Source organism: Pseudomonas sp. R151218B TE3479 (assembly GCF_053629195.1).
Genome location: NZ_JBRJHV010000001.1, coordinates 3,865,478 through 3,888,217, shown reverse-complemented (window position 1 = coordinate 3,888,217; position 22,740 = coordinate 3,865,478). Strand labels below are relative to the sequence as shown.

2 protein-coding genes and 1 pseudogene are annotated in these 22,740 nt (G+C 64.2%); all 3 read left to right on the top strand.

The window, feature by feature from the left end; genetic code table 11:
* Positions 1-2: 2 nt before the first annotated feature.
* Positions 3-13,586 (top strand): annotated as a pseudogene (locus AB7M32_RS17080) (amino acid adenylation domain-containing protein); the annotation flags it as partial.
* A gap of 438 nt (positions 13,587-14,024) precedes the next feature.
* Entirely contained in the window at positions 14,025-15,290 is a 1,266-nt protein-coding gene (locus tag AB7M32_RS17075) for a glycosyltransferase (RefSeq protein ID WP_454250667.1), read from the top strand.
* Between the two features lie 107 nt (positions 15,291-15,397).
* Positions 15,398-22,696 (top strand): amino acid adenylation domain-containing protein, encoded by a 7,299-nt coding sequence (locus tag AB7M32_RS17070; protein ID WP_454250666.1) that lies wholly within the window; start codon positions 15,398-15,400, stop codon positions 22,694-22,696.
* Positions 22,697-22,740 lie beyond the last annotated feature (44 nt).

Here is a 22,740-nt window from a genome sequence, read left to right as displayed (position 1 = left end):
AATTGAACGAACATAACGATAGTCTCGACCAGTTGAAACGTGCCGCACTGCTGCGACTGCTCAAGCAACGTGGGGCGACGCGCGTCATCGAAACCGTTGCCGACGACATGGCCTGCGTCGACCGCGCCGCGCCGCTGGCGCTGTCGTTCGCCCAGCAGCGGCTGTGGTTTCTCGACCAGTTGGACCCGACCGCCAGCGCCGCCTACCACATACCCGCCTCGTTGTTGCTGCAAGGTGCCCTCGACCAGGCCGCCCTCACGGCCGCCCTCGATCGCCTGGTAGCGCGGCATGAAAGCCTGCGCACCACTTTCCGCCGCGAGGGCGAACAGCCGGTGCAAGTCATCGCCCCGGCCGATTGCGGCTTCAGCCTCGTGACCCATGACTTGCGGCACCTGCCCCGGGACCAGGCCGCAACCGAGGCCGCGCACCTGAGCGAAAACGCCGCCGCGGCGCCGTTCGACCTGCTGCACGGGCCGCTGATCCGCGGCACCCTGCTCCGCCTGGCCGACGATGAGCACCGGCTGCTGATCACCCAGCACCACATCATCTCCGACGGCTGGTCCATTGGCATCCTGGTCAAGGAATTCGCGAGTTTGTATCAGGCATTCAGCGCCGGGCAGCCCGACCCGCTGCCGCCGCTGACCCGGCAGTACGCCGACTACGCGGCCTGGCAGCGCCAGCACCTGGAAGGCGAGCGCCTGGAGCGCCAAGTGGAATTCTGGCGCGCCCACCTGGCCGGTGCCCCGGCGTTGCTTTCATTGCCGACCGACCGGCCACGCCCGGCCGTCCAGAGCTACCGCGGCGAAACCCTGGGCTTCGACCTGCCAGCCTCGTTGTCCGCCGCCATCGTGCAGTTCGCCCAGTCCCGCGCCGCGACGCCGTTCATGACCCTGATGGCTGCCTGGGCGGTCTTGCTGGCCCGCATCAGCGGTCAACAGGACCTGGTGATCGGCACCGTCGCCGCCAACCGCGACCGCCACGACGTACAGGCGCTGATCGGGTTCTTCGTCAACACCCTGGCCCTGCGTGTGCGCCTGGAAGCCAACCCGACCCTTGACCAGGTACTGCAGCAGGTCAAGCAATTGATGCTGGAATCCTCCACCCAGCAGGACACCCCATTCGAACTGGTGGTCGAGGCCCTCAAGCCTGCGCGCAGCGCCAGCTACAGCCCCGTGTTCCAGACCATGCTCTACACCAATGCCGCAGGTGCCGGGGGCCAGTTGCAGTTGCCGGGGCTGAACCTGGAGTTTCTGCCCTCACGCAAGGACAACACCCAGCACGACCTGTCCCTGCACATCGACGAAGGTGGCCCGAGCCTGTCCTGCAGCCTGTCGTATTCCACCGCGCTGTTCGACGCCGCCACCATCGAACGTCTCGCCGCGCGCTTCGAGCGCCTGTTGCACTGCTTTACCGACGCCCCCGACACCCGTATCGGTGCTCTGGAACTGGACCCGACCCAAGCCTTGCCCGAGGTCACCGCCCAAGTCCCCGGGCCAGGACAGACACCGCTGTCCTATCACCAGGAACGGCTGTGGTTCGTCGATACCTTTGAAACCGGCTACCTGTACGACGCCAATCCGGTCTATCACAACATTGCGTTACTGCTGGAGTTAACCGGTGAGATCAATCAACCGGCCCTGCAAACCGCCCTCGACGGCTTGCTGGCCCGCCACGACATCCTGCGCTGCCGGGTATTGAGCGACGGTAGCCGCGCCTGGCAACACTTCGACGGTCCGGCCAGCCTGACGCTCGAATTGATCCAGGGCAACCCCGACGACTTGCCGGGCCAGGCCCTGGCCGCGACCCGTCGCCCGTTGAACATGGACGGCGGCAGCCTGGTACGGGCAAGCCTGGTACGGGCAAGCGATCAGCATGGGATCCTGGCCATCGCCGTGCACCATCTGCTGGCCGACCGCAGCGCCATGCAGTTGCTCAAGCGCGACCTGCTGGCCCTCTACGAAGCCGCCTGCGCCGAGCGCAGCGCCGACCTGCCGGCCTTGCCGCTGGGCTATGGCGACTTTGCCGCCTGGCAACGCAACCTGCCGGCCAACGTGCTGGAAAACCTGCGGGCCTATTGGGCCTATCAACTGCGCGGCAAACTGCAAGCCTTGGAGCTGCCCCTGAATCGACCTCGGGCGGCGGTGCATGTATTTGCCGAAGCCACCCACGGTTTCACCCTCGAACCGGCCCTGACACGACGCCTGGAAGCGCTGGCCCGGGAAGTCGGCGTGAGCAGCGACAGCCTGGCCCTGAGCGCATTCACCGCGCTGTTGCGCCGCTACGCCGGCCACGATGAACTGGTGATCGGCACCACGGCCGCCTGCCGTGAACCGGCCCTGCGGGACGTCGTCGGGCCGCTGGACAATCTGCTGGTCATGCGTGGCCTGTGCGACAGCGACACCACTTTGCAACAGCTTTGGGAACAGACCGCCAACAACCTGACCCAGGGCCTGCGCCACCGGCACATGCAGTTCGACCAATTGGTGCTGGCCCTCAACCCGGCCAAGGACATGAGCCGCACCGCGCTGTTCGACGTGCTCTTCAATTTCCAGCGCACCACCGACCACGACACGCTGGTGGCGGGCCTGGCGGTCAATACGCTGGAAACCAACCTGGGTTATGGCAAGAACGACCTGCACCTGCTGATCACGGCCGATGAGTCACACTGGGCCGGACACCTGGCGTACAACGCGGAATTCTTCGACGCCGAATTCATCCAGCAGCTGATGCGCCATTACGTGCGCCTGCTGGAAGCTTTTGTCGAGGATTCGCAGCAGCGGGTCGACGACGTCTCACTGCTGGATGCCGCCGAACGCCAACGACAGATCCTCGACTTCAACGACAGCGAAGCGGCCTGGCCCGAAACCCTGACCCTGCATCAGATCTTCGAAGAACAGGTGCGTCAGTACCCGGACCGCATCGCGGTCAATCTGGGCCTGGAGCGCCTGAGCTATCGACAGCTCAACGAACAGGCCAACCGCCTTGCCCATCGCCTGCGCGCGGCCGGCGTGCAGCCCCAGGAGCTGGTGGCCATCGCCCTGGATCGCTCGGTACAGATGATCGTCGCCACCCTGGCGGTACTCAAGGCCGGCGGTGCCTACGTGCCCATCGATCCAAGTTCGCCCCAGGAGCGCATCGCCTATGTGCTGCGCGACAGCGGCGCCCGCAAGGCCATCGCCCGCCAGGACATGAGTCCGGCGTTGCAAGCCCTCGGCATCGAAGTCTTCGATGCCGCCACGGACAGCGGCGTCAGCGCCGCCAACCTGCCCAACTTGAGTGCGGCGGACCACCTCTGCTACGTGATCTACACCTCGGGCTCCACCGGGGAACCCAAGGGTGCGTTGCTCGAACACCGCAACGTCGTGCGCCTGCTGCACAACAATCGACTGGACTTCCAGTTCAGTGCCGACGATGTCTGGTCGCTGTTCCACTCCAATGCCTTCGATTTCTCGGTCTGGGAAATTTTCGGCGCCTTGCTCTACGGCGCGCGCCTGAGCCTGGTGCCCGAAGCCCTGCGCCGCGATCCGGTGGAATTGCTGGGTTTCCTTGAGAGCGAACAGGTGACGGTGCTGAACCAGACGCCGTCGGCGTTCCTGCAACTGAGCCCCGCAGCCCTGGCGACGCCGCAGGTGGGCCTGGAACACTTGCGCTATGTGATTTTCGGCGGGGAAAGCCTGGAACTGGGCAAGCTCGACGCCTTCCACCAAGCCTTCGGGCATGTGGCGCTGGTGAACATGTACGGCATCACCGAAACCTGCGTGCACGTGACCTACAAGGCCATTGGCGCGGCGGACATCGCCGCCGGCGTCTCCAATGTCGGGCGGCCGATTCCGACCACCGTGGCCTACGTGCTCGACGCCCGTCAACGGCTGCTACCGGTGGGTGTGGCCGGTGAAATCTGCGTCGGCGGGCTGGGTGTGGGCCGTGGCTACCTGAACCGTCCGGCCTTGAGCGCCGAACGTTTCATTACCGACCCGTTCCGGCCCGGCGAGCGTCTGTATCGCTCCGGAGACCTGGGCAAGCTGCTGGACAATGGTGAAATCGTTCACCTGGGCCGGATCGACGCCCAAGTGAAGATTCGCGGTTTCCGCATCGAACTGGGGGAGATCGAAGCCAAGCTGCTGGCCTGTGACGGCGTGCGTGAAGCGCGGGTATTGGCCCGCGAGGACGCGAGCCAGGGCAAGCGCCTGATCGCCTACCTGATCCCTGAGACGGGCGCGGTGCTGCAAGTGGCGGCATTGCGCAAGCAGTTGGGGGCGACCCTGCCCGACTACATGATTCCGAGTGCCTTTGTCAGTCTGCTGGCCTACCCGCTTACCGCCAACGGCAAGCTGGACCAGGACGCACTGCCGGCACCGGACCTGGACGCCATGTCCGAGCGCGGTTATGCGGCGCCCGAAGGTGCCGTCGAAGTGGCCCTGGCGCAGATTTTCCAGGCGTTGCTGGGGCTCGAACGCGTGGGACGCAGTGACAGCTTCTTTGAATTGGGCGGGCACTCGCTGCTGGCCGCGCAACTGGTTTCCCGGGTGCGGCAACAGTTGGGCGGCGAACTCATGCTGCGCGAACTGTTCAGTCATCCCACCGTGGAGGAACTGGCGCGGGTCGTCGGCGACCTGCAAACCGTCAGCACCGAGACCATCGGCATCGCCGACCGCAATGCACCGTTGGCGCTGTCCTTTTCCCAGCAACGCCTGTGGTTTCTCGACCAACTCGATGCAAACGCCAGCACCGCTTACCACATGCCCGCATCGTTGCTGCTGCGCGGCGATCTCGACCACGCCGTGCTCAAGGCTGTCCTCGACCGCTTGGTGGCGCGTCACGAAAGCCTGCGGACCACCTTCGATCGTCATGGCGAACAACCGGTGCAGATCATTGCCCCGGCAGACTGCGGCTTTGCCTTGGCCGAGCAGGATTTGCGCAGCCTGCCTTATGAGCAAGCCAGCATCAGTGCCTCTCGCATCGCCGACAGCGAGGCCGCGGCGCCGTTCGATCTGCGCCAGGGACCGCTGATTCGTGGGCGGCTGTTGCGCCTGGCCGACGACGAACACATTCTGCTCATCACCCAGCATCACATCATCTCCGACGGTTGGTCGGTGGGTGTCCTGGTCAAGGAGTTCGCCACTCTTTATCGGGCCTTCAGTCAACACCAGGCCGATCCCCTGCCCGCGCTGTCGGTTCAATATGCCGATTACGCCGCCTGGCAGCGCCAGGTCCTCGACAGCGAGCGCTTGAGCGACCAGGCCGACTTCTGGCGTGAACAGCTTGGCGGCGCGCCGGCGCTGTTGTCCTTGCCCACCGATCGCCCGCGCCCGGCGGTACAAAGCTACCGGGGTGGCGACGTCAGGGTGAACATCGCTGCGCAGTTGCGCGAACGCCTGGAACGTTTTTGCCAGGCACACAACGTCACCCTGTTCATGGCGTTGCTCAGTGCCTGGTCGGTCCTCATGGCACGCCTGGGCAACGAACCGGACGTCGTGATCGGCGTACCGACGGCCAACCGTGGCCGTACCGAAACCGAAAACCTGATCGGCTTCTTCGTCAACACCTTGGCCCTGCGGGTAGACCTTGGGCAAAACCCGAGCGTGGCGCAGTTGCTGGAGCAGATCAAACAAACCACCCTGGCGGCCCACGAACATCAGGATATTCCTTTCGAGCAAGTCATCGAGGCCTTGCAGCCACCGCGTTCCCTGAGCCACAACCCGCTGTGCCAGGTCGCGCTGTCGCTCAATAATACCCCTGGCGGCGTTGAACTGAACCTGCCCGGCCTGACCCTGGTCCCCGTGGCCCAGGCCCATGAAACCTCGCAGTTCGACCTGATGCTGACACTGGACGATGACGGCGGCACGCTGGGCGGCGTGATCGAATACGCCAGCGACCTGTTCGACCATCGCACCGTGGAACGCTTCGCCCAGCACTTCCAGACCCTGCTTGAAGCCATGATCGAGGACCCCGCGCAGCCGGTGCTCGCCCTGCCGTTGCTCACCCCGGCACAGCGTCAGGCCTCGCCGGCGACGCTGCCGCCCAAAGCCGTGTTCGCAGCGCAATTGATGATTCATCAGCGCTTCGAACAGGTCGCCGCCGCCCAGCCCCACGCCACCGCCCTGGTCCTGGGCGAACGCGAACTGAGCTATCAGGCACTCAACCGCCGCGCCAACCGCATCGCCCGTGAACTGCTCGCCCAAGGCGTACGCCCCGATGACCGGGTAGCGATCCTGGCCCGCCGCGGGGTGGAAATGGTCTGCGCGGTGCTGGCCGTGCTCAAGGCCGGTGCCGCCTACGTACCGCTGGATCCGGCCTACCCCAGCGAACGCCTCGGCTACCTGCTCGACGACAGTACCCCGGTGGCCTTGCTGGCCCAGCCTGACTGCCTCGCCGTGCTGCCCGAACATACCGTGCCGGTGGTGAGCCTCAAGGATTACGTCGCCGCAGACGACCTGACGGACGTGTCCCTGGACCACAACCTTGAAGCCAAGGCGCTGGGCCTGACGCCGCGGCACCTGGCCTACGTCATCTACACCTCGGGGTCCACCGGGCTGCCCAAGGGTGTGTTGGTGGAACACGGCAATGTCGCACGACTGTTCGACGCCACCGCCGGGTTGTTCGACTTCGACCAAAACGACGTGTGGACGCTGTTCCACTCCTTTGCCTTTGACTTCTCGGTCTGGGAAATCTGGGGCGCATTGAGTTACGGTGGCAAGCTGGTGATCGTCCCGAGCGACGTGGCCCGTTCCCCCGATGATTTCTATGCCCTGGTCTGCCAGCAGCACGTCACGATCCTGAACCAGACGCCGAGCGCCTTCCGCCAGTTCATCGAGGCCCGTGAGCGCAGCAACCAGGAGCATACCCTGCGCGAAGTGATCTTCGGCGGCGAAGCGCTGGATTTCCGCAGCCTGCGCCCCTGGACGGCACGCACAGCATTGGCGCGTACCCGTCTGGTGAACATGTACGGGATCACCGAAATCACCGTGCACGCCACTTACTACCCGATCAGCCAGGTGGAAATCGACACCGGCGCGCCAAGCCTGATCGGCCCGCCACTGCCGGACCTGTGCCTGCGTATTCTCGATGAGTACCGGCAACCGGTGCCGGTGGGGGTCAATGGCGAGATCTACATCGGCGGTGCCGGTGTGGCCCGGCATTACCTGAATCGCGAGGTGCTGAATGCCGAACGGTTCATCCCTGATCCGTTCACCATGGAGCCCGGCGCAAGGTTGTATCGCACTGGCGACATCGCTCGCTACCGAGCCGATGGCGGCGTGGTCTACGTGGGCCGCAACGACTCGCAGATCAAGATCCGCGGCTTCCGTATCGAGCTGGGGGAAATCGAAGCGCAACTGCTCGATTGCGCCGAAGTCCGCGAGGCACTGGTGATCGTGCGTGAAGACCGTCCCGGCGACAAACGCCTGGTGGCCTACCTGATCGCCCATGAAGGGGCCGCCCTGGAGTCCTCGGCCTTGCGCAGCCAGCTGGCCAGCGTACTGGCCGAGCATATGGTGCCCAGTGCTTTCGTGACCCTGGAGGCCTGGCCACTGACCACCAACGGTAAGCTCGACCGCGCAGCCCTGCCGGCACCGGACTTGTCTGCCACCGCGAGCCAGCACTACGAAGCACCGCTGGGGGAAATCGAAATGACCCTGGCCAGCGCCTGGCAGACGTTGCTCGGGGTTGAACGAGTGGGCCGTCAGGATCACTTCTTCGAACTCGGCGGCCACTCGTTCCTGGTCATCAGCCTGATCGAGCACCTGCGTCAGGCGGGTCTGCAACTGGATGTGCGCACGGTCTTCTCGGCGCCGACACTCAAGGCCATGGCCGCCGTCCTCGCCGGTGGCGGCACCACCCAACAGGTGGTCCCCGCGAACCTGATCCCCGCCGATTGCACGGCGATCGTCCCACAGATGTTGCCGCTGGTGACCCTGAGCCAACAGGAAATCGAGCAGATCGTCGCCGACGTCCCCGGTGGCGCCGGCAATGTGCAAGACATCTACCCCCTGTCATCGTTGCAGGAGGGCATCCTGTTCCACCACTTGTTGCAGGCCGAAGGCGACGCCTACCTGATGCGTACCGTGGTGACGTTCGATCGTCGCCAGGTGCTCGACGACTTCCTGGCCGCCGTACAGGTGGTGATCGACCGCCACGACATCCTGCGTACCGCGTTGCGCTGGCACGGCTTATCGCAGCCGGTGCAGGTCGTTCATCGCCAGGCGCAACTGCCCGTCATGACCTTGGACTGCTTGCCTGGCGAAGACGCCTTGCAGATGCTCCGGGACCATACGGACACGCATCATCTGCGACTGGACTTGCAACGGGCCCCGTTGATCGCAGCGTACGTCGTCTACGACGAACCCCAGGCACAATGGCTGCTGGCGTTGCTCGACCATCACCTGATCAGCGATAACGTGACCCTGCGCCTGATCATGCTGGAGATCCAGGCCGTGATGGCCGGCCAGGCCGAGAGCCTGCCACCGTCCCAACCGTACCGTAACTTCATCGCCCGGGCCGCCAGCGTGCCCCAGGCCGACCACGAAGCCTACTTCCGTCACTTGCTGGCCGATGTGGATGCCACCACCGCGCCTTATGGTGTGCTTGATGTACGGGGCAACGGCGCGGGGATCAAGCGTGCGGTAAAACACTTGAGCGACGATCTCAGCGCCCAGGTGTATCGAACCGCACGCACTCAAGGAGTCCCGACATCCGTGCTGTTCCATGCGGCCTGGGGCCTGGTGGTCGCGGCCACCAGCGGGCGCGACGACGGGATTTTCGGTACGGTGTTGTCGGGACGTTCCCAAGGCACCGCCGGTGCCGACCATGCACTGGGCATGTTCATCAACACCTTGCCGATGCGCATTCGCTTGCAGCAGAACACCGTCAGCGACATTGTCCGCGACGCCTACCAGCAGCTCAGTGAGCTACTGACCCACGAACAGGCGTCCCTGGCCCTGGCCCAGCGTTGCAGTGCCGTGGATACGTCGCTGCCACTGTTCACCGTGATCCTCAACTGCCGCCATGGCGATCTGGTGAACGCGTCCGGGGAAAACGTCGCAGACATGGGCAGCCACGAAGGCATGCACTTCATCGCCTCCGAAACGCGCACCAACTACCCCATTGAAATTGCCGTGGCGAATGTGGGCAGTGGCTTCTCCCTGACTGCCCAATCCATCACCGGCATCGACCCGCAACGCATCGCCGCCTACCTTGCCCAAGCCGTGGCCGCGCTGGTCGAAGCCCTTGAACAGGCTCCCGAACGCCTCGCCAGCGATCTGGACGTGCTCCCCGACACCGAGCGGCAATTGCTGCTGGCGGACTTCAACCACACCGCCACGGATTTCGGCACGGCGCAACCGATCCAGCACCTGTTCGAGGCCCAGGTCCAGGCCAATCCCGACGCCGTGGCCCTGGTCTGCGAACAGCAACAACTGACCTACCGCCAGCTCAACCGTCGCGCCAACCACCTGGCCGGGCAGTTGCTCGAACTGGGCGTCGAACCCGATCACCGCGTGGCGATCTGTGCCGAACGCAGCCTGGACATGATCGTCGGTCTGCTCGGCGTGCTCAAGGCCGGCGCGGCTTATGTGCCCATCGACCCGGCCCACCCCGCCGAGCGCATGGCGTTCATGCTCCAGGACAGTCAGCCTCGGGCTTTGCTGACCCAAGCGGCCCTTACCCTGCCGTCCGGCGAGCTGCCGCTGTTGTTGCTCGACACGAGCGATTCGCTGCGATCTGCGAATGACGCGACTTTTGATGCCAACCCGCAAGTGCCTGGCCTGACGCCCGAACACCTGGCCTATGTGATCTATACCTCCGGCTCCACCGGCCAGTCCAAGGGCGTGATGGTCGAGCACCGCTCGGTGTTCAACTTCTGGCAGGTGCTGACCCGCACCACCCACCAGCATTGCCCAACCCCAGCCACCGTGGCCCTGAATGCCGGGTTCTTCTTCGACATGTCGATCAAGGGCATCTCCCAGCTGTTCTCCGGCCACCGGCTGGTGATCATCCCGCAACTGATCCGCGCCAGCGGCCATGAACTGCTGGACTTCCTCGAACAGCACCAGGTGCATGCCTTCGACTCGACGCCGTCGCAGCTCGACACCCTGCTCGCCGCCGGCCTGCTGGAACGCCAAAGCTACCAGCCGGTGAGCGTGCTGCTCGGCGGCGAGGCCATCAACGCCGCGACCTGGGAGAAACTGCGCAACTGCCCGAGCATCCGTTTCTACAACATGTACGGCCCGACCGAATGCACGGTGGACGCCACTATCGACCTGATCCGTGACCTGGGCGAACGTCCGAGCATTGGTCGGCCGATTGCCAACGTCCAGGTCCATGTGCTTGATACCCGCGGCCAACCGACGCCGCTGGGCGTGGCCGGTGAGCTGCACATCGGCGGCGCCGGCGTGGCTCGGGGTTACCTGAACCGGCCGGAGCTGAGCGCCGAGCGCTTTATCGCCGACCCGTTCAGCACCGAGCCGAACGCACGCCTGTACAAAACCGGTGACCTCGGTCGCTGGTTGGCCGACGGTACGCTGGAATACCTGGGGCGCAATGACTTCCAGGTGAAGATCCGTGGTTTCCGCATCGAGTTGGGCGAGATAGAGAATCTCCTGGTGGCCTATCCAGGTATCCGCGAGGCCGTGGTCATTGCGCGAGAGGACAGCCAGGGCGATTCGGACAGCAAGCGCCTGGTCGCCTATGTCTGCGGCGAACCGGTCCCGGCCGACCAACTGCGCAGCGCGTTGTTGAGCGGCCTGCCCGAATACATGGTGCCCAGCGCGTTCGTCCACCTCGACGCCCTGCCCCTCACCGCCAACGGCAAGCTCGACCGTCGCGCCCTGCCGGCGCCCGGCCAGGAATCCGTGGCGAGCAAAACCTACGAGGCGCCCCAGGGCGACACTGAAATCGCCATTGCCGAGATCTGGAAAGGATTGCTGCATCTGGATCAGGTCGGCCGCCACGACGGCTTCCTCGAGCTGGGCGGCCATTCGCTGCTCGCCGTACAGTTGCTTTCGCGACTGCGACGCAAGCTGGGTGCACGGGTGACCTTGCGCGAACTGTTCGACGCACCGACCGTGCGTGGCCTCGCCGCCCTGGTGCACGGCGCATCGTCAACTGAATCGGTCTCGATTCCATTGGCCAATCGTTCGGGACGACTGCCGCTGTCCTTCTCCCAGCAACGGCTGTGGTTCCTCGATCATCTGGATCACGCGGCGGGTGCCGCTTATCACCTGCCCCTGGCCCTGCGCTTGACCGGCTCGCTGGACAAAGCGGCGCTGCAGGCAACCCTCGACCGCCTGGTAGCGCGCCACGAAACCTTGCGCACGCGATTCGAATTGGTGGACGACGAGCCATTGCAAAAAATCGCCCCGGCCGACTACGGTTTCCGCCTGGAGCAGCAGGACCTGCGTGCAATGGCCCCCGCTGAACGCCAGGCCACGCTCGAGCATCTCGGTCAGATCAACGCCACGCAGTTGTTCGACTTGCACAGCGGGCCACTGATGCGCGGCCACCTGGTGCAAGTGGCCGATGACGAACATGTGCTCTTCATCACCTTGCATCACATCGTTTCCGATGGCTGGTCCAACAGCGTGCTGGCTCACGAGGTCAGCGTGCTCTACAGCGCCTTCACTCAAGGCCGGAAAGACCCGTTGCCGCCCCTGACGCTGCAGTACGTGGACTATGCCGCCTGGCAACGACAATCCCTTGAAGGCCCGGCGCTGCAAACGCAGATCGACTTCTGGCGACAACACCTGGAAGGTGCGCCCGTGCTGCTGAACCTGCCGCTGGATCGTCCGCGCCCGGCGATTCAGCGGTATACCGGTGGCATCATCGAGTGCAGCTTTTCGCCCGCCCTCAGCGCCGATCTGCGTGCGTTCAGCCAGGCCCGGGGCACCACGTTGTTCATGGTGCTGCTGGCAGGCTGGTCAGTGTTGATGAGCCATCTGAGTGGCCAGACGGATGTAGTGGTCGGCACGCCGGTGGCCAACCGTCAGCGTCCGGAGCTGGAAGCGTTGATCGGTTTCTTCGCCAACACCCTGGCGTTGAGAGTCACCACCGAGCGTGATACCCGCATCGACGAGCTGCTGGGGAAAATCAAGGACCTGACCCTGGCCGCCTACAATCACCAGGACCTGCCCTTCGAACAGGTGGTGAGCGCCCTGCAACCGACTCGCAGCATGAGCCACAGCCCGTTGTTCCAGGTGATGTTGAGCCTGGACAACACGCCACCGGCACCGTTGCAGTTGCCCGGGCTCGAGGTGCAAACCCTGGCAAGCCCCCACAACACCACGCAGTTCGACCTGTCGCTGTCGCTGATCGACAATGGCGAACGCATCGCTGGCAGCCTGCAATACGCCAACGACCTGTTCGACCTGCACACCGTGCAGAACATCGCCGGATTGTTTGCCAAGGTCCTGGAAAACCTGGTGACCGACGCACAGCAATCCATCGGCCAGTTGTTGCAGGGCACGCCGCCGCTGGAGCGCTCGGTCAATGCCGTCGTCCAGCCCGTCAGCGCTGAAGACGGTCCTGTGCCGCTGCCTTTTGAAGCGCCTCAAGGGGATACCGAGATCGCTATCGCGGCCCTCTGGCAGGACCTGTTCAAACAGGATCGGATCAGCCGCCATGACGACTTCTTCAGCCTCGGCGGCATTTCGCTGATGGCCGTGCAAATGGCCTCTCGCCTGCGCAAAGTCCTCGGTAAACCGATCGCCGTGCGTGACCTGTTCGTCGAACCGACCATTGCCGGTTTCGCCAGGACCCTTGATGGCCAGTCCCGGCCCGGCACCCAGCGCAATCTGGTGCCGATCCGCCGCACCGGCTCCCAGCGACCGCTGTATCTGGTCCACCCCCTGGGCGGCGAAGTGCAATATGCGCGGGACCTGGCGCCAACGCTCGATCCCCAGATACCGGTCTATGGCTTGGCCGCCAGTGGGTTAGTGGCAGGCGAGGCCCCGCTCTCCGATGTGCCGGCCATTGCAACGCGTTACCTGACGGCCATCCGCCAGGTCCAACCGCAAGGTCCGTACCGGATCGCCGGTTGGTCGGCCGGTGGCCTGATCGCCTATGAAATGGCGTGTCAACTGCAGGCCGGCGGTGAGGCCATAGAGTTCCTCGGCATCATCGATACGTCCACCCGTCCGGACCCGGTGCCCGAGCCATCGATCAGCGAAGCGCAGTTCCTGATGGCCTGGCTACCCGAGGGGATCGACCCCGATCTGCTCCGGCAACTGACGGCGCTGGCGGAACATTCTGCCATCGAGGCGATGCTGACACTGTGCATGACCCATCGCCTGCTACCGGAGGAGTTGCCCGATGACATCGACGCAGCCCTGTTGCGCGCGCATCTGGGCGTTGCCTATGCCACGCGGCTGGCCATCGGCAGCTACGTCAGCCCGCCCAGCCCGCTCACGGTGTCGTTGTTCACTGCGAATGATCAGCAACGCAGCGACCCGACCCTGGGCTGGCGTGCGTTGCTGCAGGATCAGGTGAACGTGACGGCCCTGCCCGGCACCCACAACACACTGGTCAAGGCCCCCCATGTGGCCCGGCTGGGCGAGGCGATTTCCCAGGCCTTGAAAACCGCCACGGTGTCATGACAGCCCCGGGTTGTCCCGCGAGCAATTCGCTGGACAACCCGAGGTGTGGAGGCTGACCCATCCGTCATCGCGAGCAAGCTCGCTCCCACAGGGATCCGGAGTGTTCATAAAGCTTGCATTCACCACAGGAAACCAAGGTGTTCATGAAGCTGCATTCACCCTAGGCCCCTTGTGGGAGCGAGCTTGCTCGCGATGACGGCGGCACAGCCGACATCGGCACAGGCGGCCCCACCGCTTCGCGAGCACGCCCTCCACAGGTTCAAACCATGATCGGCGGGCCGAATGTCCCCGTTTTCCGCTACAGACGTTTCCTACCTGCAACCGCTTAAATACCCCCTCAAGCTGAATCGTTTTTGTGGATGGAGTCCACAGGCGATGTCCGGTCGCCCGCCGATCAGGACTGTCACCCACCGCACGATCACTCTAAAAGGGAGCCTTATGCATGTGATCATTACGGCCATCGGCTCAGCCGGTGACGTTCACCCATTTATCGGGATCGGCCGCACCCTCGCCGCACGCGGGCATCGGATAACCTTTTGCGCCAGCGCAGCGTTCGCTCCGGTGATCGAGCGCTGTGGCTTCAAGTTCCTGCCCTTGGGTACCCGCGAGGAATATCAAGCGGTCATGGCTGACCCGGCGTTGTGGCATCCGCGCACGTCACTGCCCACCCTATGGAAAACCGTCGGTGGCACGTTGCGCGAACAGTATCGACTACTGGAACAAGCGTGTGATGACGATACCGTCCTGCTGGGCTCGTTGTGGGCGTTTTCCGCACGCCTGCTCCAGGAAAGACACGGCATCCCACTGGTCACTGGCCAGGTCACACCGTTCGCCATCTGGTCGCCCCTCGCGCGCCCCGTCCATCCACCTGGAACGAACCTGCCGGCCTTCGTACCGTATCCCTTGCGACGCCTGCTGCTGGGGGTCATCGAGCACACCTTCCTCGATCGGCTCATGAAGCCTGAGCTCAACGGTTTTCGCCGGGAACTGGGCTTGCCTGCGGTCAAACGCATCATCAGTCAGTGGATCTCCTCGCCCGACCGCGTATTGGGGTTGTTTCCGGACTGGTTCGCCCCGATCCAACAGGACTGGCCTGCCCAGACGGTACTGACCGGGTTCCCGTTATTCGATGAATCCGGCTTCGAGGCGCCAGACGCCGAGCTGGAGGACTTTTTGAATGTAGCCCCACCGGTGGTGTTTACCCCGGGGTCGACGACGGTCAATGCCGAACAGTATTTCGCCGCTGCGGCGAAAGCGCTGAAATTGATCGACCGCCGCGGCGTGTTCCTGACCAGCCAGCCGGTCGACCCGTCCTTGTCCAACGACGGCAGGATCCTGGTAAGACCGTATGTTCCCATGAGCCGCATCCTGCCCCATACCTCGGCCCTGGTGCATCACGGAGGCGTCGGGACCACGGCCCTGGCAATCACCGCCGGGGTGCCACAGATCATCACCCCATTTGCCCACGACCATTTCGACAACGCCGCGCGAATGCAACGCCTGGGGTGCGGCTTGCAGGTGTTCGCGCCGGCCCCCGCCGAATCACTGGCCTCGGCCCTGGACACGGTGCTGAACAGCGCTGACGTGCGCGCCAGTTGTGACCACTACAGCAAGGCGATGGCCAGCGGTGACAGCGCCCGCGAAGCGGCAGCGCTGCAAATCGAGGCTATCGCCCACAGAGCCGCCACGTATCGCGTTGCGTAATCACGGATTGATTGGCGACTGACACAGCGCTGCCATTGGCCCGGCCATAAGGCATCACTCTTTTCATTCGTTTCATCGGGCCAGCGGATCGGCCCACGGAGAACACCATGACCCAGACCCTGCCCGCATCGAGCGCAGAGTGCGTGCTTTATCCCCTCACCACCCCGCAACTGGACATCTGGCTGGACCAGGTGCTGCACGCTGACAGTCCGTTGTACAACATCGGCGGTTATGCCCGCATCAACGGCGCGGTCGACGCCACGCTGCTGCAGGCCGCCTTCAACCAGGTCGTCAACGGCCACGATGCCCTGCGGATCCAGCTGGTGCCCGGTTCCAGCGAGCACCCGCTGCCGCGCCAACGCTTCCTGGGGCCGGTCGACGTCCCGCTGGCGGTGCACGACGTGTCGGACCATGCCGATCCAGAGGCCAGCGCATTGGCCTTGCTGCAGGCCAAGCTGCAAACCCCATTTTCCTTTGACGATGGACTGCTGGTGCGTGCGGATCTGGTCAAGGTCCGGGAAGACCTCCACTACTGCTTCGTCAATTGCCATCACCTGATCATCGATGGCTGGTCCTTCGCCATGATTGGCCGAACACTCAGCCAGGCCTATACCGCCCTGCATGACCAGACGCAAAACGCGGCGACAGCACCGACCTATCAAGCGTATGTCGAGCAGCAAGTCGCCAGCAAAGATTCTGTTTCGTTCCAGCGCCAGCGCCAGTACTGGCTGGAGAAGTACCGCACACTGCCCGAGCCCCTGCTCGCGCCCCGCCACCTGGGTCGACTCGACCAGCGCCTGGCACCCAGCCAGAACCATGCCTGGCGCTTGCCCCGGGCGCTTTACAACCGTCTTGGCGAAAACGCGAAGGCCGCGGGCCAGGCGACGGTCTTCCACGTCATGCTCGGGGTGTTGTACAGCTACTTTGCGCGCACCGAGCAACGGGATGAAATCGTCATCGGCCTGCCCATCCTCAACCGCGCCAATGCCGCACACAAGGCCACGATGGGCTTGTTCGTCGGCATGAGCCCGGTACGCCTGAGCCTGGGCACCGACCTGAGTTTCAGCGACCTGGTCGGCAAAATCGCCCTGACGCTCAAGCAGGATTATCGCTACCAGCGCTTCCCGCTGAGCGAATTGAACCGCGAACTCGGCCTGCAGAACCTGGGTCGGCGGCAGTTGTTCGACGTGGTGGTGTCCTACGAACAGGACCAGGACACCTGGTATGGGCCTGCGCCGGCACAGCCGGTCAAGCTCAGCAATGGCTACGAACAAATGCCACTGGCGATGCACGTTCGCGAATCCGCGCCGCAAGACGATGTGTGGATGCACTTCATCTACAACGAGGCCTATTTCGACGCGCCGCAGATCGAGGCCTTGCAACAGCGCTTCATGAACATCCTGGCGTGCGTGGCCGCTGATTTCGACGTGTCGGTCGCGGCCCTCGACCCGCTGGCGTCCACTGAGCGCCAACTGCTGCAGGACTGGAATCGCACCGACGTCGACTACCCCAGGGACGTGCTGCTCCATCAATTGATCGAAGCCCAGGTCGCCGCTCGCCCCGATGCTATCGCAGTGCGCTTCGCAGACCAGGCGTTGACTTATGACGCGCTGAACCGTCAGGCCAACCGCCTGGCCCATGCCCTGCTGGAAACCGGGCTTGGCCGGGACGATCGCGTTGCCATCTGCCTGGACCGCAGCCTGGAGATGGTGGTCGGCCTGTTGGGCATTCTCAAAGCGGGTGCCGCCTACGTGCCACTGGACCCGGGTTATCCAGCCGACCGCTTGAGCCATATGCTCAGCGACAGCGCACCCAGTGCCCTGATCACCACCCAAGGGTTATTGGCGAACCTGCCCGCCGTGACGATGCCCGTGCTGTGCCTGGATGCCGACTTTGAAGCACTGTCCCGGCAACCGGCGCACAACCCGGACCCCGCCGCGCTCGGGCTGACGCCGCGACACCTGGCCTACGTGATCTACACCTCCGGTTCCACCGGCTTGCCCAAGGGCGTGATGAACCAGCATGACGGGGTCGTCAATCGCTTGCTCTGGGCCCGCGATGCCTATGGGGTCGATGAACACAGCCGGATCCTGCAAAAGACTCCGTTCAGTTTCGACGTGTCGGTCTGGGAGTTTTTCCTGCCGTTACTCAGTGGCGCGCAACTGATCGTCGCCGCCCCCGACGGGCACAAGGACCCGCGCTACCTGATGGACATCATGGCGAGCGCCGGCATTACGCTACTGCATTTCGTCCCATCGATGTTGCAGGTCTTTCTCGACCAGGTAGAGCCACAGCGCCTGCCCGCGCTCCAGCAGGTCTTGTGCAGCGGCGAGGCCTTGCCTCATGCCTTGCAGAAGCGTTTTTTCGAATGCTTGCCGACGGTGCAGTTGCACAACCTCTACGGCCCCACCGAAGCGGCCGTCGACGTGACGGCATGGCATTGCCGGCCCGATGCGCACGACGGCATCGTCCCGATCGGCCGACCGATCGCGAATATCCAAATGCATGTCCTCGACGCGAACCTGCAACTGCTGCCACCAGGCGTGGCCGGCGAGCTGCACATCGGTGGCATCGGGGTCGCGCGGGGTTACCTGAACCGTCCCGAACTGACGGCCGAACGGTTCATCCACGACCCCTGGGGCACCGAACCCCAGGCCCAGCTATACAAGACCGGCGACCTCGGGCGTTGGCTGCCCGATGGCAGCCTCGAATACCTGGGACGCAACGATTTCCAGGTAAAAATCCGCGGCCTGCGCATCGAACTGGGCGAAATCGAAGCCCACCTGCTCGCCTGTGAAGGTGTCAAGGACGTGGTCGTGATCGCCCGCCAGGAAGCCGGCGATGCGTACCTCAACGCCTATTGGGTGAGCGAGCCCGGCTGCTCGCCATCCCCGCAAGCACTGCGGGAAACCTTGCGCCAGCAGGTGCCCGACTACATGGTGCCCAGGCACCTGGTCGAGCTCGATCAGTTCCCGTTGAGTGTCAACGGCAAGCTGGACCGCAAGGCCCTGCCCGAGCCAACAGCCAACCTGGGTAGCGATACGACAGCCCCGCGCACCGCGTTGGAACAGGCCCTCGCCGAGCTGTGGCGGGACAACCTCAAGCGCTCGACGCTGGGCATCCATGACAACTACTTCATGCTGGGTGGCGACTCCCTGAAAGTCATCCACTTGCAGATCCATGCCCGTGAACAGGGGATTGCACTGACCCTGGCGCAGGTCTACCAGTACCCCACCATCGCCCGGTTGGCCGAGGCCCTGGAGTCCGGGCAACCCCCGGCCACCGAGCTCGAACCCTTGGCCCATGTGGAGCCTTTCGCCCAGGTTCCGTCGGCGATCCGCCTGGCCAGCGAAGGCGTGTTCGATGACGTGTTTGCCGCTTCGCAGCTGCAAGTCGGGATGATTTATCACTCAATGATGCACCCGGATTCGGCGATCTATCACGACATCTTCCGCTACCGCTTGCGCCTGCATTGGGATGCGCCGGCGTGGGAGCGGGCCTGTGCCGCATTGGTCCGGCGTCATCCGGCCTTGCGCATGTCGTTCGATATCGGTCACGCCGAGGTGCCCATGGCCCGGGTGCACTCGACCGTCGAGCCGCCAGTGCAAGTCATCGATGTCTGCTCGATGGGCCCCGACGCCCGGGCCCAGGCCATTGCCGCCTACGTGGAGGAACGCAAACGTTACCGCGAAGACTGGCATCGGGCGCCGCTATATCAGTTCTGCGTGTTCGTCGCGCAGACTGAAATCGATCTGGTCTTCAGCTTCCACCATGCGATCCTCGACGGCTGGAGCGTCGCCACCTTGATGCGCGACCTGATTACGCTCTACACCTCGGCACCGGGCACCGACGGCCTGCCGGCCTTGACCACCACGCCAGCCGATTTCGTGGTCCTGGAGCAACAAGCCATCGCGACGCAGACCCACCGCCAGTTCTGGCGCGAATACCTGCACGAGGCGCCTGCCGCGGCCATGACCAGCTGGATCCATGGAGTGGCACCGGACCCGACGCCGCACCGCTCGGCCTACCGTGAACTGCCCGCCGCGAACCTGGCCCGGCTCGAAGCCTTCTGCCAGGCCCGAGACCTGCCCCTGCGCGCGGTCCTGCTGACGGCCCACGGTTTCGCCCAGGCGATCATGTCCAATCAAAAGGACGTGCTGTGCGGGGTGATCAGCCATGGCCGACCGGCGTTCGAAGATGCCGCCTCGGTCCTGGGTCTGTTCCTCAATACCCTGCCGGTACGCTTCAGCAGCCAGGGACAGAGCTGGCTGGAGATGATCCGGGCAACGATTGCCCAGGAACAACAGGTCTTCGCCCATCGGCGCTATCCGTTCGCGTTGATTCATCGCGAGACCGATGTCGCCTTGAACGTGGTGTTCAATTACGTCGATTTTTACGTGCTCAAGGACCTGCTGGCCCAAGGCGAAGAGATCCTCACCGACTGGGAAACGACGGAAGCGAGCAACTACGACCTGCTGACCACCCTCGGCCGCCACCCTGCCAACGGTTCGCTGATGTTGAAGATGGACTACCGCACCGCGCGTGTCGCCACGAGTCAGGTCGAAGCCTATGCCGAGTACCTGCTGCGTACGCTGGAACTGATGATCGCCGCGCCTGAGGCCAAACCGGCCATCCCGGCCTGGCTGCCGCCCGTCGACCGAACTACGCCAGGGGCCGCTACGGCCTTGCCCCACGACAACCTGTCGAGCGTGTTACTGGACAGTTTCGCCCGCCATGGCGAGCAGACCGCCGTGAGCCTTGGCCAGGCCCGTCTTTCCTACCGTCAACTGCAGGATACTTGCGCCCAACTGGTGAGCTGGCTGCACCGGCACGGTATCGGCCAGGGGGATCGGGTCGCGATCATGATGCCCCGCTCGCCCGACCTGATCGTCGCCTTGCTCGGTGTCGTACAGGCCGGCGCCGCCTACGTTCCGATCGACCTGAGCTATCCGCAGGAGCGTATCCAGCTGATTCTCGAAGACTCGCAGCCACGCCTGGTGCTGTTCGCCGATGCGTCTGCGAGCCTGGCGATGGCCCTGGCAGGCCAGGCCGATACGCGCCACTGGGACGCCGTGGTCGCCAGCTTCGACGACAACCTGGCCGGCAGTCACCAACGGGTGGCCGCCATTGCCGCTGGCATTATGGCTGAAGACAACGCCTACTTGCTCTATACCTCGGGCTCGACCGGCCGCCCCAAGGGCGTGGCCATGCCGCACCTGGCCTTGACCAATATGATCCTCTGGCAGAACCGCCAGCAGGTGCAGGACGTCCCTGGGACACAACCGCTGAAGACGCTGCAATACGCGCCCATTTCGTTCGACGTTTCGTTCCAGGAAATTTTCTCGACCCTGTCCAGTGGTCATGAGCTGGTGATGATTGACGAACGGCTGCGCTATGACTTCATCCGCTTGCTGAAGTTTATTGGCACGCAAGAGGTGAATCGCCTGTTCCTGCCCTACGTCGCCTTCCAGGGTTTGGCCGAAGTCGCCACACAACTCGGTATCCACCCCACCTCGCTGCGCCAGATCAACGTCGCCGGCGAGCAGCTGAAAATCACCGCCGAAATCCGCGACCTGATCGATCGCCTCGGCGATTGTCGGGTCGAGAACCACTATGGCCCGACCGAGGCCCATGTGGTCACGAGCCTGCGACTTGAAGGCGCGACGACGACCTGGCCGAGCATGCCGCCCATCGGCACCCCCATCGACGGGGTACGCGTGCATGTCCTGGACGCGGCTGGCAACCCCTGCCCGGTCGGGGTGACGGGCGACCTGTTCATCGAAGGGGCCTGTCTCGCCAATGGCTACTGGAATCGCCCCGACCTGACCGACGAACGCTTCATTTATCGCCAGCTCGAGGGCCAGACCCGGCGCTTGTATGAAACCGGCGACATTGGCTTCTACTTGCCTGGCGGCGATCTCGTGTATCAGGGCCGCAGCGACGCTCAAGTCAAGATTCGCGGTTACCGCGTCGAGCTTGGCGAGATCGAAGTGGCCATGCTCGGCTCCGCCCGGTTCAGGGCCGATATCGAGCAGGTGGCGGTCATCGACAAGACGGCAACCGATGGCAGCCGTTATCTGGTGGGCTTCGTCCAGGCCCTGCCGGGGCGCGAGCCGGACCTGGACCAACTCAAGGCGGAAATGCGCCTGACGCTGCCCGACTACATGGTGCCGAACACACTGGTCAGGATCGCGCAGCTACCGCTCGGGCCCACGGGCAAGATCGACCGGCAGCGCCTGCAAAAGATAGAAGTCCAGACCACCTTGCAGCGGTCCTTCATTGGCCCGCGCAATACCATGGAGGATCTGCTGCAAGCCTACTGGCAGGAAACGTTGGACCTGGACAACATCAGCGTCCACGACAACTTCTTCGAGCTGGGGGGCAATTCGCTCAAGGCGGTGCGACTGGTGGCCATGCTCGCCAGACATCGAGGCCTGGAACCTTCGCTGTCCGATTTTATCCAGGCGCCGACCATCGCCGAATTCGCCCAGGTACTGCAACAGACCGAAACCGGACACCCCGGCGCCGGCGCGCTGGTGGACTTCAAGAATGCCACGCGCAAGCCGACGTTGTTCCTGGTCCACCCCATCGGCGGACACGTGCTGTGCTATGCGGCACTGGCGCGGGTGCTCAAGGATCAGGTCCACCTGTATGCCCTGCAGGCGCCAGGCACATGGGATGCCCGTGAACCGTTGCAATCGGTACAGGCCCAAGCGGTGTACTACGCGGACGCCATCGAGCAGGTCGCCCCTGAAGGTCCCCTGAATATAGGTGGCTGGTCCTATGGCGGCGTCGTGGCGTATGAACTGGCCAGCGAGTTGCAGCGGCGCGGACGGCGCCTGCATAACGTGTTCCTGCTGGACACCATCGTGCGCGTCAGGCAGGGCGAGGTGCAAATAGAACGCAGCGAGTTCATGAACTGGTTCATGTGGGAACTGCTCAGCGGCGACGGCCAGAAGGAATACGCCTACCACGCCCTCGACTTCTCCTCCCTGGACGACCCGCAGGCCTTCGCGGCGATCCGGCAGCACGGCATCGACCAGGGCATTTTCGACGAGAGCATCACCCTGGCGACACTCGATCAGCTGTTCCGGGTGTTCCATGCCAACTGGCAAGGGCTGCTGGACTATCGCTTCCCGCCCCTGGACCTGCCCATCACGCTGTTCGCGGCGGACGTCGAGCTGCCCGATGTGCTGCAAGCCCCCCATGAACTGGTAGGCACCGCCTTCCGCGACCCATACCGCGGCTGGCGCTCGATTGCTCCTCAAGTGCAGCGAGTCGCCGTGGAAGGTGACCATCTGACCATGATGCGCGAGCCGCACATCGAGCGAGTGGGCCAATGCATCCGGTCGCGGATGGACTTGGCCCGGGCCAGGAACGCCGAATCCATGAGCGCACTGGCTTGACCATGACCGACGATCACGGGGTCGGATTGACGGCCCCGCTTGAC